The following is a 14,587-nucleotide window of genomic DNA, read 5'->3' as shown; positions in this document are numbered from 1 at the left end:
CGCGCAAGAGCATGGTGATGTCGATCATCGACATCGGCACCTCCAAGGTCGCCTGCCTGGTGGCGAGGCTCGATCCCGTGGCCGAGAGCGAGTTGCTCCGCGGCCGCACGCACCGGGCCCGCATCATCGGCATCGGGCACCAGCGGTCGCGCGGCCTCAAGGGCGGCGCCATCGTGGACCTGGAAGGAGCCGAGCAGGCCATCCGGCTCGCCGTGGACGCGGCCGAACGCATGGCCAAGGTCGAGATCCGGGCCGCGATCGTCAACATGACGGGCGGACGGCTCGGCTCGGACTCCTACCACGCCCATGTGGGCCTGCGCGGCTCGGCGGTGGGCGACAGCGACATCCACAGGGTCCTGGAGGCGGCCAGCACCACGGGCGCCCGGCCCGGCCGGACCGTGCTGCATTCGCTGCCGACGGGCTTCGCGCTCGACGCCACCAAGGGCATCAACGATCCGCACGGCATGGTGGGCGAGAAGCTCGGCGTCGACATGCATGTCGTGTCGTCGGACCAGAACGCCGTGCGCAACCTCATGCTGGCCGTCGAGCGCTGCCACATCGACGTGGAGGCCGTGGTCGCCACGCCCTACGCGGCGGGCCTGGCCGCGCTGGTCGACGACGAGGCCGAGATGGGCGCCGTGGTCATCGACCTCGGCGGCGGCACCACCTCCATCGGCGTGTTCGCCGGCGGGCACCTGGTGCACACCGACGCGATCGCGGTGGGCGGCAACCACGTCACCATGGACATCGCCCGCGGCCTCTCCACCAGCGTGGCGCACGCCGAGCGGCTGAAGACGCTCTACGGCTCGACGATCGCGACCGCCTCGGACGACCGCGAGACCATCGCGGTGGCGTCGGTGGACGAGGACGACCGCGACGCCGTGAACCACGTGCCGAAGTCGCACCTCGTCCGCATCATCCGCCCGCGGGTGGAGGAGATGCTGGAGCTGGTGCGCGACCGCCTCAAGAATGCGGGCTTCTCGGCCGAGACTGGCCGGCGGGTCGTGCTGACCGGCGGCGGCGCGCTCATGACCGGACTGCCGGAGCTGGCGCGCACGCTCGTCTCCAAGCAGGTGCGCATCGGCCGGCCGCTGGGCGTCCAGGGGCTGCCGGAGGCCGCCAAGGGGCCGTCCTTCGCGGCCCCGGTCGGCCTGCTGGTCTACCCCCAGGTGGCGGGGCTGGAACACTTCGTGCCGCGCCCGATGGCCTACCGCGCCACCGGGACGGACGGCTACTTCTCCCGGATGGGGCAGTGGCTCAAGGACAGTTTCTAAACAGGGATCGGGACGGCGGCGCGGCGGCCGCCTTCCCCACGTCAACACCGGCGCTGCGGGGCGCCCGACACATCGAGAGGCCAAGGACATGACCATCAATCTCAAGGTTCCGGACATTCGCGAACTCAAGCCCAGGATCACCGTGTTCGGCGTCGGCGGCGCCGGCGGAAACGCGGTCAACAACATGATCGAGCTGGGCCTGCAGGGCTGCGAATTCGTCGTCGGCAACACCGACGCGCAGGCCTTGACGATGTCCAAGGCCGACCGGGTGATCCAGATGGGCATCCAGGTGACCGAGGGCCTCGGCGCCGGCTCGCAGCCGGAGGTCGGCCGCGCGGCCGCCGAGGAGGTCATCGACGAGATCCGCGACCAGCTCTCGGGCGCCCACATGGTGTTCGTGACGGCCGGCATGGGCGGCGGCACCGGCACGGGCTCGGCCCCGGTCGTGGCCCGCGCGGCCCGCGACATGGGCATCCTGACGGTCGGCGTCGTGACGAAGCCGTTCCAGTTCGAGGGCGTGCGCCGCATGCGGCTCGCCGAGTCCGGCATCAACGAACTGCAGAAGGCCGTCGACACCCTCATCGTCATCCCGAACCAGAACCTGTTCCGGGTGGCCAACGAGCAGACGACCTTCGCGGACGCCTTCGCGATGGCCGACCGCGTGCTCTATTCGGGCGTCGCCTGCATCACCGACCTGATGGTCAAGGAAGGCCTGATCAACCTCGACTTCGCCGACGTCCGCGCCGTGATGCGCGAGATGGGCAAGGCGATGATGGGCACGGGCGAGGCCACCGGCGAGAAGCGCGCGCTGCGCGCCGCCGAGGCCGCCATCGCCAACCCGCTGCTCGACGACGTCTGCATGAAGGGCGCGCGCGGCCTGCTGATCTCGATCACGGGCGGCTCCGACCTGACCCTGTACGAGGTCGACGAGGCGGCGACCCGCATCCGCGAGGAGGTCGACCAGGACGCCAACGTGATCTTCGGCGCGACCCGCGACGATTCGCTGGAAGGCATCGTGCGCGTGTCGGTCGTGGCGACCGGCATCGACAGCGACCTTCTGGAGAAGGGCTCCGCCCCGGCCGTCGACGCCGGCATCGCCGAGGTGGCCGAGCGGCTGCGTACGCAGGTCCGCACCCGTCACGAGCAGATGGCGCAGGCGCAGCGTCCGGTCGCGCGCATCGAGACGCAGCCGGAGCCGGCCCCCGCCCCGCAGGCGCATCACGCCTACGTCCAGCCGGAGCCCGCTCCCGCGCCGCAGCCGATGATGCACAACGACGTCACCCTGCGTCCGATGCAGCCGAAGCCCAACTACGAGCCCGCTCCGGAGCCGGTCCACGCCCCGATGCACGAGCCGGCTCCGCTGCCCGCGGCCTTCATCCCGCCGCGTCCCGAGGAGGTGGTGCGTCCGCCCCGCATGCCGCGCGTCGACGAGCTGCCGTTGCCCGGGCAGCGCATCATGGAGAACCGCGCCCCGGCCCCGCAGGCCGCTCCCGCACCCCAGCTGGAGAAGAAGCGCGTCACCCTGATGGAGCGCCTCGCCGCCGCCGGCTTCGGCCGCCGCGACGGACGCGACGAGCCGGCCCCGGCGCAGGCTCCGGCGGCGCAGCAGCCGCAGCCCCGGCCGGCGCCGACGCAGCAGCACTACGCGCCGCAGGCCCAGCCGCAGCATCCGGCTCCCGTCCACCAGGAATACGCCAAGCGCCAGGCGCCGCAGGCGCGCGCCCCGCAGGGCGGCCTCGACATGCACGGCCGGCCGAATCAGCGGATGGAGGACGACCAGCTTGAAATCCCGGCCTTCCTGCGCCGGCAGTCGAACTGACGGCCGGACGGCTTCTCAACTCCGCATCTCCGGGAAGCCCGGGGCCGCAAGGCTCCGGGCTTTCAGCCTTTCGAAACCATGCCGTTTGGTTCCATTGCATTTGAAATAAATGCAATCAGGGCATGTGTTACAAAGCGTTAGAAAGCGTGATTTGGCCCGACTCCGGGCCTTCTGTATGTTCCGGATCGCGAGACGGGCCCAAGCGGCTCGAGAACAAAGAGCCTCAGAACTCTCGCAGGGGCGCGTCAAACAGAGCACGGACGGTCGAAGGCGGCGCTTCAGTCGCGGACGACGGATGTGTGGAACGGAATGATGGCTGGTCAAAAACAAACGACGCTCATCGACCGCGTGGAATTCCAGGGCCTCGGCGTCCATTCAGGAGCCCCGGTCCGCATCATCCTCCATCCCGCCGACTCTGACACCGGAATCACCTTCCTCCGCACCCGCCTCGACGGCGGACGCGAGCGCCTCATCGAGGCCAAGCACAGCGCGGTGAGCGCGACGGAGCTGTGCACGATCATCGGCGACGCCGCCTCCGGCGCGGTCGCCACCATCGAGCACCTCATGGCGGCTCTCTCCGGCCTCGGCGTGGACAACGTCATGGTCGAGATCGACGGGCCGGAAGTGCCGATCATGGACGGCTCAGCCGCCGCCTTCGTGGACGGCATCGACCAGGTTGGCGTCACGCGCCTGTCGGCCAATCGCCGCTACATCAAGATCCTGAAGCCGGTCCGCGTCGAGCAGGGCCGCTCCTTCTCAGAGCTGCGTCCCTTCGCCCGCGGCTTCCGCCTCGAGGTGGAGATCGATTTCGATACGCCGCTGATCGGCCGCCAGAAGCGCGTGCTCGATCTGGAGCCCTCGACCTTCCGCCGTGACGTCGCCCGCGCCCGGACCTTCGGCTTCATGCGCGACGTCGAGCGCCTCTGGAAGGCCGGCTTCGCGCTCGGCGCCTCGCTGGACAACACCGTCGCGCTCGGCGACGACGGCGTGATCAATCCCGAGGGCCTGCGCTATGCGGACGAGTTCGTCCGCCACAAGACCCTCGACGCGGTGGGCGACCTCTCGCTCGCCGGCGCTCCGATCCTGGGCCAGTACCGCTCCTATTGCGGCGGCCACCGCATGAACATCGCCGTGCTGCAGGCGCTCTTCGCCGACCGCTCGGCCTACGCGATCGTGGAGAGCGGCCGCCGCGAAAGCGGCCACGCCGAGGCCGGCGCCGCGCGGCCGGCTCTGGCCTTCGCCGCCGAAACCCACTGAGCTGACCCGTCCCGTGTGGCGTCGGCGCCCCGCCTCGGCGGGCGATGCCGGCGATTCACGTTTGAGCGGCGCTCACGGGTAGCGATCAGGATCGCCTTGCGCTACACAAGCGCGCGTCAACCGCGCTCCATGCTCTCCCCACTGGGGCGGCGTACACCTGAGGGCCTCGCTTTCATGCGCTTCCAGACCCGGAACATCTCGCCGAAGGGCGCCCGCATCGCGCGTTCGCTGTTCGCGTTGGCGCTGATCCTTCCCATGGCGGCGTGCGACACCATCTCGAACTTCAATCCCTTCGAGAAGGACGAGAAGTACAAGCCCGAGATCACCCCGTCCGTTCCGGCGGAGACGATCTACAATGAGGGCCTGGGCCTGCTGCAGAAGAACGAGTTCGACAGCGCGGCCAAGAAGTTCTCCGACCTCGACAAGCAGTACCCGTTCTCGGTGTGGTCCAAGAAGGCGCTGATCCTCCAGACCTACGCCTATTACACCGGCCGCAACTACGAAGAGGCGATCAACTCGGGCAAGCGCTACCTGACGCTGCATCCCTCGACGCCGGACGCCGCCTATGCGGCCTACATGGTCGGCATGTCCTACTACAACCAGATCCCGGACGTGACCCGCGACCAGGAGCGCACCGAAAAGGCGCTGCTGGCCCTGCAGGAGGTCGTGACCCGCTGGCCGCAATCCGAATACGCCTCGGACGCGAAGTTCAAGATCCAGGTCACAAAGGACCAGCTCGCCGGGCGCGAGATGACGGTCGGCCGCTACTATCTGCAGAAGCGCAACTACACGGCGGCGATCAACCGGTTCCGCCTCGTGGTGAGCCAGTACCAGACCACGAATCAGATCGAGGAGGCGCTCGCGCGTCTCGCCGAAGCCTATATGGCGCTCGGCATCGTGGGCGAGGCCCAGACCGCCGGCGCCATTCTGGGCCACAACTTCCCGGATAGTCGCTGGTATAAGGACACCTACGCGTTGCTGCAGACCAAGGGTCTGGAGCCGCGCGAGGACGGCGGCTCCTGGATGAGCAAGGCGATGCGGGCGTTCCGCATCGGCTGATCCGCCCGGGCGCGACATCGCCTGCGGTTTCGGCTGTTGATTTTTCGTCGGCGGCTCGCGACACATAGCGCATGCTCGTTCAGCTCGCGATCCGCGACATCGTCCTTATCGACCGTCTGGACATCCCGTTCGGGGAGGGCCTCAGCGTCCTCACCGGCGAGACCGGCGCCGGCAAGTCCATCCTGCTCGACGCGTTCTCGCTCGCCCTCGGCGGCCGCGGGGACGGCTCCCTGGTGCGGCACGGCGAGGATCGCGGCCAGGTGACCGCCGTCTTCGACCTCGGGGCCGGGCACCCGGCGCGAGCGGTCGTGAAGCGCCATGACATCCCCGACGAAGGCGACCTGATCCTGCGGCGCATCCAGTTCGCCGACGGCCGCACCCGCGCCTTCGTCAACGACCAGCCCGTCAGCGTCCAGGCGCTGCGCTCCATCGGCGCCGCGCTGGTGGAGATCCACGGGCAGCACGACGACCGGGCCCTGGTGGATCCGGCCGCGCACCGGGCCCTGCTGGACGCCTTCGGGGCCTGCGATTCGGCGGCGGTGGGCGAGGCGCACCGGGCCTGGAAGACGGCGCGCGACGCGCTCGCCGAGCAGCAGGCCCGCATTGACGCCGCCCGCAAGGAGGCCGACTTCCTGGCGCACGCGCTCGCCGAGCTCGACAAGCTCGCGCCGCTGGCCGGCGAGGAGGAGGAGCTCGCGGCCGAGCGGCAGCGCATGATGCAGGCCGAGAAGGTGGTCGGCGAGATCAACGAGGCTTACGAGGCGGTGGCCGGGCAGGGCTCCTCGGTGGCGACGCTGTCGGCCGCCCTGCGCCGCCTGGAGCGGCGCGGCGCGCAGGCGCCGGAGCTGGTGGCGCCCAGCGTGAAGGCTCTCGACAACGCCCTGAACGCCCTCGACGAGGCCCGGGTGGCCCTCGAGGAGGCGCAGCGCGCCGCCGACTTCGACCCTCGCGTGCTGGAGCGGGTGGAGGAGCGGCTGTTCGCAGTGCGGGCCGCATCGCGCAAATACGACGTGCCGGCCGACCGGCTGCCCGAGCTGCGCGAACGTTTCCGGGGCGACCTGGAGAACCTGGAGCAGGGCGAGGAGCGGCTCGCCGCCCTGGCGACGGCCGCGCAGGCCGCCGAGGACGCCTATGCGGCGGCGGCCCGGGCCCTGTCGACGGCGCGCCGGGCGGCCGGCTCGGCGCTGGAGGAGGCCGTGAACGGCGAGCTTCCGCCGCTGAAGCTGGAGCGCGCGCGCTTCATCGTGCAGATCGAGACCGACGAGGCGAGCCGAGCCCCGGAGGGCTTCGATCGCGTCGAGTTCTGGGTGCAGACCAATCCGGGCACCCGGCCGGGACCGCTGATGAAGGTGGCGTCCGGCGGCGAGCTGTCGCGCTTCATGCTGGCCATCAAGGTGTCCCTGGCCGACCGGGGATCGGCGCCGACGCTGGTCTTCGACGAGATCGACAGCGGCGCCGGCGGGGCCGTGGCGGACGCCATCGGGGCGCGGCTGGCGCGCCTCTCGGCGCGCGTGCAGGTGATGGCCGTCACCCACGCGCCGCAGGTCGCCGCGCGGGCGGAGAGGCACTTCCTCATCGCCAAGAACCCGGTCGAGACGCCGCAGGGGGGCGAGGAGCGGATCGCCACGCGGGTGCTGCCGATCGACAAGGCCGCCCGCCGGGAGGAGATCGCCCGCATGCTCGCCGGCGCGACCATCACGGACGAAGCGCGCGCGGCCGCCAGGCGGCTGCTCGAAGCCGCCGACTGACGTTCAGCCCGTGAGAGCATCCAGGCCGGAGACCTGACCGAGACATGGCGAAGGGCGAAGCATTGAGGGCGCTCGCGCCCGAGGCGATGACGGCGCGCGAGGCCAGGGCCGAGCACGCCGCGCTGGCGGCCGAGATCGCCGAGCACGACGTCCGCTACCATCAGCAGGACGCGCCGACGATCTCCGACGCCGCCTATGACGCGCTGCGCCTGCGGGCGCAGGCCATCGAGGCGCGGTTTCCGGCGCTGAAGGAGGCTGACGGGCTCGGCCAGGTCGGGGCGAAGCCCTCCGAGAAGTTCGCCAAGGTGCGCCACCGCGTGCCCATGCTGTCGCTGGCCAACGTGTTCTCGGACGAGGAGGTCGAGGAGTTCGTCGGCCGCGTGCGGCGATTCCTGGACTGGCCGGCCGAGAAGCCGCTGGCCGTGACGGCGGAGCCGAAGATCGACGGCCTCTCATGCTCGCTGCGCTACGAGAACGGCGAACTGGTCGTGGCGGCGACGCGCGGCGACGGCGAGGAAGGCGAGGACGTCACCGTCAATGTGCGCACGATCGGCGAGATCCCGAACCGGATCGAGCGCGCGCCGGAGGTGCTGGAGGTGAGGGGCGAGGTCTACATGACCAAGCCCGACTTCGCCGCCATGAACGCCCGGCAGGAGGCCGAGGGCAAGCCGCCCTTCGCCAATCCGCGCAACGCGGCGGCGGGGTCGCTGCGCCAGCTCGATCCCCGCATCACGGCCGCAAGGCCGCTGCGCTTCTTCGCCTATGCGTGGGGCGAGGTGAAGGGCGACATGCCGGCGCGCACGCAGTCCGGCATGGTGGAGGCCTTCGCGCGCTTCGGCCTGCCGACCAACCCGCTGATGCGCCGCTGCGAAACGATCGAGGAGATGCTCGCCCAGTATCGGGCCATCGAGGAGCAGCGGGCCAGCCTGCCCTATGACATCGACGGCGTGGTCTACAAGGTGGACGACCTCGACCTGCAGCGGCGCCTCGGCTTCGTGTCGCGCTCGCCGCGCTGGGCGACGGCGCACAAGTTCCCGGCCGAGAAGGCCACGACGGAGCTGCTGGACATCGAGATCCAGGTCGGGCGCACGGGGTCGCTGACGCCCGTGGCGCGGCTGAAGCCGGTCACGGTGGGCGGCGTGGTCGTCACCAACGCCACCCTGCACAATGAGGACGAGATCGCCCGCAAGGACGTGCGGATCGGCGACACAGTCACTGTCCAGCGCGCCGGCGACGTGATCCCGCAGATCCTCGGCCCGGTGCTGGAGAAGCGGCCCGAGGGCGCCGCGCCCTACGCGTTCCCGCATCTCTGCCCGGCCTGCGGCAGCCACGCCGTGCGGGAGATCGACCCCAAAACCGGCAAGGAGGACGTGGTCCGCCGCTGCACCGGCGGGCTGATCTGCCCCGCCCAGGCGGTGGAGCGGCTGCGCCATTTCGCGTCCCGCAACGCCTTCGACATCGAGGGGCTGGGCGACCGCCAGATCGAGGCGTTCTACAGGGACGGGCTGATCACCCGCCCGCAGGACATCTTCACCCTGCAGGCGCGCGACGCGCGCTCCACGCGCCGCCTGAAAGACCGCGAGGGCTACGGGGAGACCTCCGTCCGCAACCTCTTCGCCGCCATCGAGGCGCGGCGCAGGGTGGCGCTCCACCGCTTCATCTTCGCGCTCGGCATCCGGCATGTGGGGGAGACGACCGCCAAGCTGCTGGCGCGCCACTGCATGAGCGCCGAAGCCTTCCGGGACCTCGCGACAGCGGCCGCCGACCCGGCTTCGGGCGCCCTGGCCGAGCTCACCTCGATCGAGGGGATCGGCCCCGTGGTGGCCGAGTCGATCGTCGATTTCTTCGCCGAGCCGCATAATCTCGAGGTCGTCGCCGAGCTGCTGGAGCAGGTCACGCCGGAGCCGCCGGAGGCGGTGGCGTCGCAGAGCCCGGTCGCCGGCAAGACGGTCGTGTTCACGGGCGCGCTGGAGAAGATGACGCGCGAGGAGGCCAAGGCCATGGCCGAGCGCCTCGGAGCCAAGGTGTCTGGATCGGTCTCCAAGAAGACCAGCATCGTGGTGGCCGGCCCCGGCGCGGGCTCCAAGCTCGCCAACGCCCGCGACCTCGGCGTCGAGGTGATGGACGAGGACGCCTGGCTGAAGCTCGTCGGAGAGGCCGAAGCCTGAGGGCGGGCGCGCCGGAACCGGGTGGACCGGGCGCCCGAACGCCACGATGATCCCCGCCCTTCACGCCGGATTCGCCATGTCTTCTCCTGTCCACGAGATCCGAGACGGCCTGCGGGACATCGCGCCCGCCATGATCGCCGCCATCCCGATCGGCCTCCTGTTCGGGGCGCTCTGCGCCGGCAAGGGGCTGTCGCCGGCCGAGGTCGCGCTCATGGGCGGGCTCGTCTTCGCCGGAGGCGCGCAGTTCGCGGCCGTCGAGGTCTGGCGCACGCCCGCCCCGATCGCCGTGCTGGCCTTCTCGACGCTGCTGATCAACGCCAGGCACATCCTGATGGGGGCTTCGCTGGCGCCGAAGATCGCGCGCTTCGCGCCGTGGAAGCGGGCGCTCGGCGTCTTCACGATGGCGGACGAGAACTGGGCCATGGCGGAGCGGCGCGCCCTGCACAGGCCGCTGACCTTCGCCTATTTCGCCGGAACGGGCGCGCTCTTCTGGCTCAACTGGGTGATCTGGACGACGCTGGGCGCGGTGGGCGGATCCTTCCTGGGCGACCCCAGGCGGCTCGGCGCCGACTTCGCCTTCACGGCCCTGTTCATCGGCCTCGTGGCCGGCTTCTGGAAGGGGCGCGCCACCGCCGTCACGGTGGCGGCGAGCGCCGGCGCCTCGGCGCTGGCCTATGTCACGGCGGGCCCGCCCTGGCACGTGGCGGCGGGCGCGATCGCCGGGATCGTCGCGGCCTACGCCTACGGCGCCGCAGAACCGGCGGCGGCCGCGACGGACAGCCCGGCATGACGGTCGATGCGACGACGCTGGCCGCCATCCTGGCCATGGCGGCGGTGACCTATGCGACCCGGGCGGCGGGACTGTTCCTGGTCGGCCGGCTCAGGCTCGCGGGCCGGGCCAGGGCGGCGTTCGAGGCGATCCCGGCCGCCGTCCTGATCGCCGTGATCGCGCCGGCGCTGCTGGCCACCGGCAAGGCGGAGACCGCCGCGGCGGCGATCACCACCCTGGCGGCCACGCGCCTGCCTCTGCTCGGCGTGGTGGGCGTGGGCGTGGCCTCGATCGTGGCTCTGCGGAGCCTCGGCCTCTAGCTCGCGATCGGGCGGGCGGCCTCCTGAAGCCAGCGCGCGGCGTCGCCGGCCACCAGCGGGCCGATCAGCTCGCGCACCTTGGCGTGGTAGGCGTCGAGCCAGGCGATCTCGGCCTCGGTCATCAGCGCCGGCTCCACCAGAGCGAGGTCGATGGGCGCGAAGCTGAGCGTCTCGAAACCGTAGATCTCGCGCTCGGCGCCGGCGATCTCGCGGCGTTCGACGAGGATGAGGTTCTCGATGCGGATGCCGTATTCGCCGCTCTTGTAGTAGCCGGGCTCGTTCGACAGCATCATGCCGGCCTCCAACGGCGTGACGCCCAGCTTGGAGAGCCGCTGCGGGCCTTCGTGGACCGACAGATAGCTGCCGATGCCGTGGCCGGTGCCGTGGTCGAAATCGAGCCCGGCGTCCCACAGCGGCCGGCGCGCGAAGGCGTCGAGCTGGGCGCCGGAGACGCCCTTCGGGAACACGACGGTCGCGATGGCGATGTGGCCCTTCAACACGCGGGTGAAGCGGTCCCGCATCTCCGCCGTGGGCGTCCCGACCGCGATGGTGCGGGTGATGTCGGTGGTGCCGTCGCGGTACTGCGCGCCCGAGTCGATCAGGAAGATCCCGGGCTCGATGCGGCGGTTGGAGCGCTCCGTCACGCGGTAATGCGGGATGGCGGCGTTGGGGCCGGCGCCGGCGATCGACGGGAACGAGACGTCGACGAGCTCCCCGGTGTCGCGGCGGAAGCCTTCGAGGGCCACGGCGGCGTCGATCTCGGTGAGCCGCCCCTGCGGCGCCTCGCGGGCGAACCAGGCGAGGAAGTTGACCATGGCGGCGCCGTCGCGGCGATGCGCCGCGCGGGAGCCGGCGATCTCGGCGTCGTTCTTCACCGCCTTCATCAGGGCGACCGGGCAGGTTCCCACGTCGGCGGAGCCGCCCGCCTTCTCGAACAGGCTCACCAGGCGGCGCGACGCGGTGGCCTGGTCGAAGCGGGCCTTCTGCTTGGTCGCGCCGAGCTGGGCGAGCCGCCGGTCGAGCATGGTCTCGCCTTCCACCTCGGCGAGGTCGGACAGGGTGGCGCGCACCTCGTTGGAGAGCTTGCACTCCTCCACGAAGAGGCTCGGCCGCCCTTCGCGCGGCACGATCGCGTAGCCCATCGGCAGGGGCGTGTGGGAGACGTCGCCGCCGCGGATGTTGAAGGTCCACGCCATGGCGTGCGGATCGGTGATCACCAGGGCGGCGTCGCCGAGCTCCTGGAGGCGGCCCTGGATGCGGGCGAGCTTGTCGGAGGCGGAGACGCCGGCGAAGGCGGTCGGGTGCAGCACGATCGGCGCGAGCGGGGGCGCGGGGCGGTCCTCCCACACCGAGTCCACCGGGTTGCCGACCACCGGGACGAGTTCGGCTCCGGCCTTGGCGCAGGCCTTCTCCAGCCGCTTCGCGCCGTCATGGGTGTGGAGGTTGGGGTCGAAGCCGAGCTTGCTCCCCGGCTTCAGGCGCTTCTCCAGCCAGGCCTCGGGCGGCGAGTCGATCAGGTGCTCCGGCGTGAAGACCGCCGTGTCGACCTGTTCGCGCACCTGGACGGTGTAGCGGCCGTCGACGAAAATCGCCGCCTCGTCGCGCAGCACGATGGCCAGGCCCCAGGAGCCGGTGAAGCCTGTGAGCCAGGCCAGGCGCTCCGAGCAGGCCGCCACATATTCGTTCTGATGCTCGTCCGTCCGCGGGATGACGAAGCCGTCCAGGCCGCGCCGCACCAGTTCGGCCCGCAACGCCGCGGCGCGCGCCGCGCCCCGCGCGGGGTCGGCTTTCTCCTCGAACGACTGGAACACCGCTTTCGCCATGGCGCGCACATCCTCGCTGAACAGGCGCAAAGCCGTGCACGACCGGCGAGATGGCGTCAAGACAGGCCCGGACACGCCGAAACGCGGGAGGCCTCGACCCTCAGAGGCGGCGAGGCGCGGCTCCGCCGGCGCGCACCTGGAGGGTGGCCCAGCCCTCCAGCTCCATCCTGCGCACCAGATGCAGCCCCTGGGCCCGGTAGGCGGCCAGGACGCCCGGCACGTCGCGCGGGATGAGGCCCGACAGCACCACGTCCGCCCCGGGGGCCGCGACGGCCGCGATGGACGGCGCGAGGCGCATCAGGGGCCGCGCCAGGATGTTGGCGAAGATCAGGTCGTAGAAGCGGCGGGACTTCAGCGCCGGATGCTCCACGCCCTTGGCCGCCACTGGCCGGAGATGGCCGCCCACGGCGTTGTTGCGGGCGTTCTCCCGCGCGGCCTCGACCGCGACAGGGTCGATGTCGCCCGCCGCCACCGGACGATGCAGGGCGCGGGCGGCCGCGATGGCGAGCACGCCCGTGCCGGAGCCGACATCCAGGACATGGCGCGGGGCGCGGCGCTTGAGGATGGCGTCCAGCATCAAGAGGCAGCCCCGGGTCGTGCCGTGATGGCCCGTGCCGAAGGCGAGCGCGGCCTCGATCTCGATGCCGATCGTGTTGAGCGGGATGCGGGCGCGGTCGTGGCCGCCATGGACGGTGAAACGGCCGGCGCGCACCAGGCTGAGCCCCTCCAGCGAGGCCTTCACCCAGTCCTTCTCGCCGATGGTCTCGAAGGTGAGCCGCTGGGCCGCGTCCGGACCGGCCGCCGAGGCGATAAGGTCGCGCACGGAGGGCTCGTCCGGCGGCTCGGAGAAATACACCTCCACCTCCCAGGCGAGCGTCGTCTCGTTCTCGAAGGCCGCGGCGGCGGTCTCGGCCGGGTCGAACGTCTCGACGATGATGTCGGCCACGCTGCGGGCGGTCGTCTCGTCGGCGACGAGGCGCATGACGTGGGTCGGGCGGTGGGGTGGAAGTCCTTCGAGCATGGGTTCTTATACAGCGGCGCGCGGCCCTGTCACGGGCGTCGCCGCACCAGGATGGAACCTCGCTTCGTCAGCAATCGTTTGCAGAGCCCGGCCTTTTGCGGGGGAACGCCATGGATCCGCTTCATGCCCCTGCTCTCCCGCCGTCCCAGGACCCAGCCCAAGAGCCGCCCCGCGCCGCGTCGCCGGCGCAAGCGCTCGGCCCTGCGTTCGGCCGCCATCCGGCTGCTGGCGATGAGCGTCGCCGGGGCCGTGGCCGGGCTCCTGGAGCGGAACCCCGACGCAGGCTCCGCGGAGCGCGAGAGCGCCGCCGCCGACCCTCGGCGGAAGACCACGCATGGAGGACCGGCCGATGCGGCGCAGCCGGGGCGGGGCCGCTCCGCCACGAGCCCGACGGAGATCCCGACGCCGGGCTGGAAGGACATCCTCTGGCGCACCTACGAGGAGATCAACAACGACCGCGTGATGGCGATCGCCGCGGGCGTGACCTTCTACGCGCTGCTGGCGCTGTTTCCGGCCATCGCGGCTTTCGTGGCGATCTACGGCTTGTTCGCCGATCCGGCGACCATCCAGAGCCATCTCGACCAGGCCAAGGAGATCCTGCCTTACGGCGCGGCCGACATCATCGGCGAGCAGCTGAAGACGGTGACGGCCAAGGGCTCGAGCACGCTCGGGATCACCTTCATCGTCAGCCTGCTCATATCGCTGTGGAGCGCCAATTCCGGCGTCAAGGCGATGCTGGACGCGCTCAACATCGCCTATAACGAGACGGAGAAGCGCTCCTTCATCAAGCTGAACGCCATCTCGCTGGCCTTCACGCTGGGCGGGTTCGTGTTCCTGATCCTCGCCATCGGCGCCGTGGTGGTGGTCCCGATCGTGCTCAACGTCCTGCCGCTCGGACCGGCGCTCACCTGGGTGGTGGCGATCGGGCGCTGGGTGGCGCTGCTGCTGATCGTCGTGCTCGCGCTGGCGCTGCTCTACCGCTACGGGCCGAGCCGCACGGAGCCGCAATGGCGGTGGGTGACGCCGGGCAGCGCCGTGGCCGCCGTCGTCTGGGTGGTGGCCTCGGGCGGGCTGTCGATCTACGCCTCGCATTTCGCCAATTACGACAAGACCTATGGGTCCCTGGGCGCGGCCATCGGCTTCATGATCTGGATGTGGGTCTCGACGATCATCATCCTGGCCGGAGCCGAGCTGAACTCGGAGATCGAGCACCAGACCGCGCGCGACACGACCGAGAAGAAGGGCGCCCCCATGGGCGCCCGCGGCGCGGTGATGGCGGACACGGTGGGCAAGTCCACGTGAGCAGGCCCGCTGGCCCGGGCGACAGCG

General features: G+C 71.0%; 11 protein-coding genes. 9 read left to right on the top strand and 2 right to left on the bottom strand.

Translation table 11 applies throughout. From position 1 onward, the window contains the following. Positions 1-11 precede the first annotated feature (11 nt). The 8 genes from ftsA to ACYVO7_RS05340 all read left to right on the top strand — a co-directional run bounded on the left by ftsA (position 12) and on the right by ACYVO7_RS05340 (position 10,414). Positions 12-1,274, top strand: a complete 1,263-nt coding sequence (gene ftsA / locus ACYVO7_RS05375; RefSeq protein WP_406858633.1) for a cell division protein FtsA — start codon at positions 12-14, stop codon at positions 1,272-1,274. An 88-nt stretch (positions 1,275-1,362) separates the two neighbouring features. After that, positions 1,363-3,093, top strand: a complete 1,731-nt coding sequence (gene ftsZ, locus ACYVO7_RS05370; RefSeq protein WP_460448808.1) for a cell division protein FtsZ — start codon at positions 1,363-1,365, stop codon at positions 3,091-3,093. Between the two features lie 312 nt (positions 3,094-3,405). Continuing rightward, entirely contained in the window at positions 3,406-4,350 is a 945-nt protein-coding gene (lpxC, locus tag ACYVO7_RS05365; protein WP_460448807.1) for a UDP-3-O-acyl-N-acetylglucosamine deacetylase, read from the top strand. A 174-nt stretch (positions 4,351-4,524) separates the two neighbouring features. Next, positions 4,525-5,409 carry an outer membrane protein assembly factor BamD gene (locus ACYVO7_RS05360; RefSeq protein WP_460448806.1) on the top strand — a complete coding sequence of 295 codons (885 nt, stop codon included), beginning with the start codon at positions 4,525-4,527 and terminating at the stop codon, positions 5,407-5,409. A gap of 71 nt (positions 5,410-5,480) precedes the next feature. Next, positions 5,481-7,157, top strand: coding sequence for a DNA repair protein RecN (gene recN / locus ACYVO7_RS05355; protein ID WP_460448805.1), 1,677 nt, complete (start codon positions 5,481-5,483; stop codon positions 7,155-7,157). A 44-nt stretch (positions 7,158-7,201) separates the two neighbouring features. Further along, positions 7,202-9,325, top strand: coding sequence for an NAD-dependent DNA ligase LigA (gene ligA, locus ACYVO7_RS05350; RefSeq protein ID WP_460448804.1), 2,124 nt, complete (start codon positions 7,202-7,204; stop codon positions 9,323-9,325). A gap of 76 nt (positions 9,326-9,401) precedes the next feature. Beyond that, positions 9,402-10,115, top strand: a complete 714-nt coding sequence (locus ACYVO7_RS05345; protein ID WP_460448803.1) for an AzlC family ABC transporter permease — start codon at positions 9,402-9,404, stop codon at positions 10,113-10,115. Continuing rightward, positions 10,112-10,414: an AzlD family protein gene (locus ACYVO7_RS05340; RefSeq protein ID WP_460448802.1), complete on the top strand. Its 303-nt coding sequence runs from the start codon at positions 10,112-10,114 to the stop codon at positions 10,412-10,414. Before ACYVO7_RS05345 ends, ACYVO7_RS05340 begins: the two co-directional genes overlap by 4 nt. Here the strand turns inward: ACYVO7_RS05340 and ACYVO7_RS05335 are convergent. Together ACYVO7_RS05335 and ACYVO7_RS05330 are read right to left on the bottom strand one after the other, a co-directional pair. After that, on the bottom strand, positions 10,411-12,237 hold the full coding sequence (locus ACYVO7_RS05335) for an aminopeptidase P family protein (RefSeq protein ID WP_460448801.1): 1,827 nt from the start codon (positions 12,235-12,237) through the stop codon (positions 10,411-10,413). The genes ACYVO7_RS05340 and ACYVO7_RS05335 overlap by 4 nt on opposite strands. A 100-nt stretch (positions 12,238-12,337) precedes the next feature. After that, positions 12,338-13,258 (bottom strand): 50S ribosomal protein L11 methyltransferase, encoded by a 921-nt coding sequence (locus tag ACYVO7_RS05330; protein WP_460448800.1) that lies wholly within the window; start codon positions 13,256-13,258, stop codon positions 12,338-12,340. Positions 13,259-13,381: 123 nt separating this feature from the next. Here ACYVO7_RS05330 and ACYVO7_RS05325 point away from each other — a divergent pair, with 123 nt between their 5' ends. After that, a complete protein-coding gene (locus tag ACYVO7_RS05325; protein WP_460448799.1) occupies positions 13,382-14,560 on the top strand; it encodes a YihY/virulence factor BrkB family protein in 1,179 nt (392 codons plus the stop codon). Positions 14,561-14,587: the final 27 nt, after the last annotated feature.

The sequence above is a fragment of the Alsobacter sp. SYSU BS001988 genome (assembly GCF_054796215.1).
This window is presented reverse-complemented; position numbering and strand designations above follow the sequence as displayed.

What these genes read in the sequence shown, in the direction of transcription:
- ftsA (WP_406858633.1), top strand. Translation starts at nt 12, where the DNA reads ATGGTGATGTCGATCATCGACATCGGCACCTCCAAGGTCGCCTGCCTG.
- ftsZ (WP_460448808.1), top strand. Translation starts at nt 1,363, where the DNA reads ATGACCATCAATCTCAAGGTTCCGGACATTCGCGAACTCAAGCCCAGG.
- lpxC (WP_460448807.1), top strand. Translation starts at nt 3,406, where the DNA reads ATGGCTGGTCAAAAACAAACGACGCTCATCGACCGCGTGGAATTCCAG.
- ACYVO7_RS05360 (WP_460448806.1), top strand. Translation starts at nt 4,525, where the DNA reads ATGCGCTTCCAGACCCGGAACATCTCGCCGAAGGGCGCCCGCATCGCG.
- recN (WP_460448805.1), top strand. Translation starts at nt 5,481, where the DNA reads ATGCTCGTTCAGCTCGCGATCCGCGACATCGTCCTTATCGACCGTCTG.
- ligA (WP_460448804.1), top strand. Translation starts at nt 7,202, where the DNA reads ATGGCGAAGGGCGAAGCATTGAGGGCGCTCGCGCCCGAGGCGATGACG.
- ACYVO7_RS05345 (WP_460448803.1), top strand. Translation starts at nt 9,402, where the DNA reads ATGTCTTCTCCTGTCCACGAGATCCGAGACGGCCTGCGGGACATCGCG.
- ACYVO7_RS05340 (WP_460448802.1), top strand. Translation starts at nt 10,112, where the DNA reads ATGACGGTCGATGCGACGACGCTGGCCGCCATCCTGGCCATGGCGGCG.
- ACYVO7_RS05335 (WP_460448801.1), bottom strand. Translation starts at nt 12,237, where the DNA reads ATGGCGAAAGCGGTGTTCCAGTCGTTCGAGGAGAAAGCCGACCCCGCG.
- ACYVO7_RS05330 (WP_460448800.1), bottom strand. Translation starts at nt 13,258, where the DNA reads ATGCTCGAAGGACTTCCACCCCACCGCCCGACCCACGTCATGCGCCTC.
- ACYVO7_RS05325 (WP_460448799.1), top strand. Translation starts at nt 13,382, where the DNA reads ATGCCCCTGCTCTCCCGCCGTCCCAGGACCCAGCCCAAGAGCCGCCCC.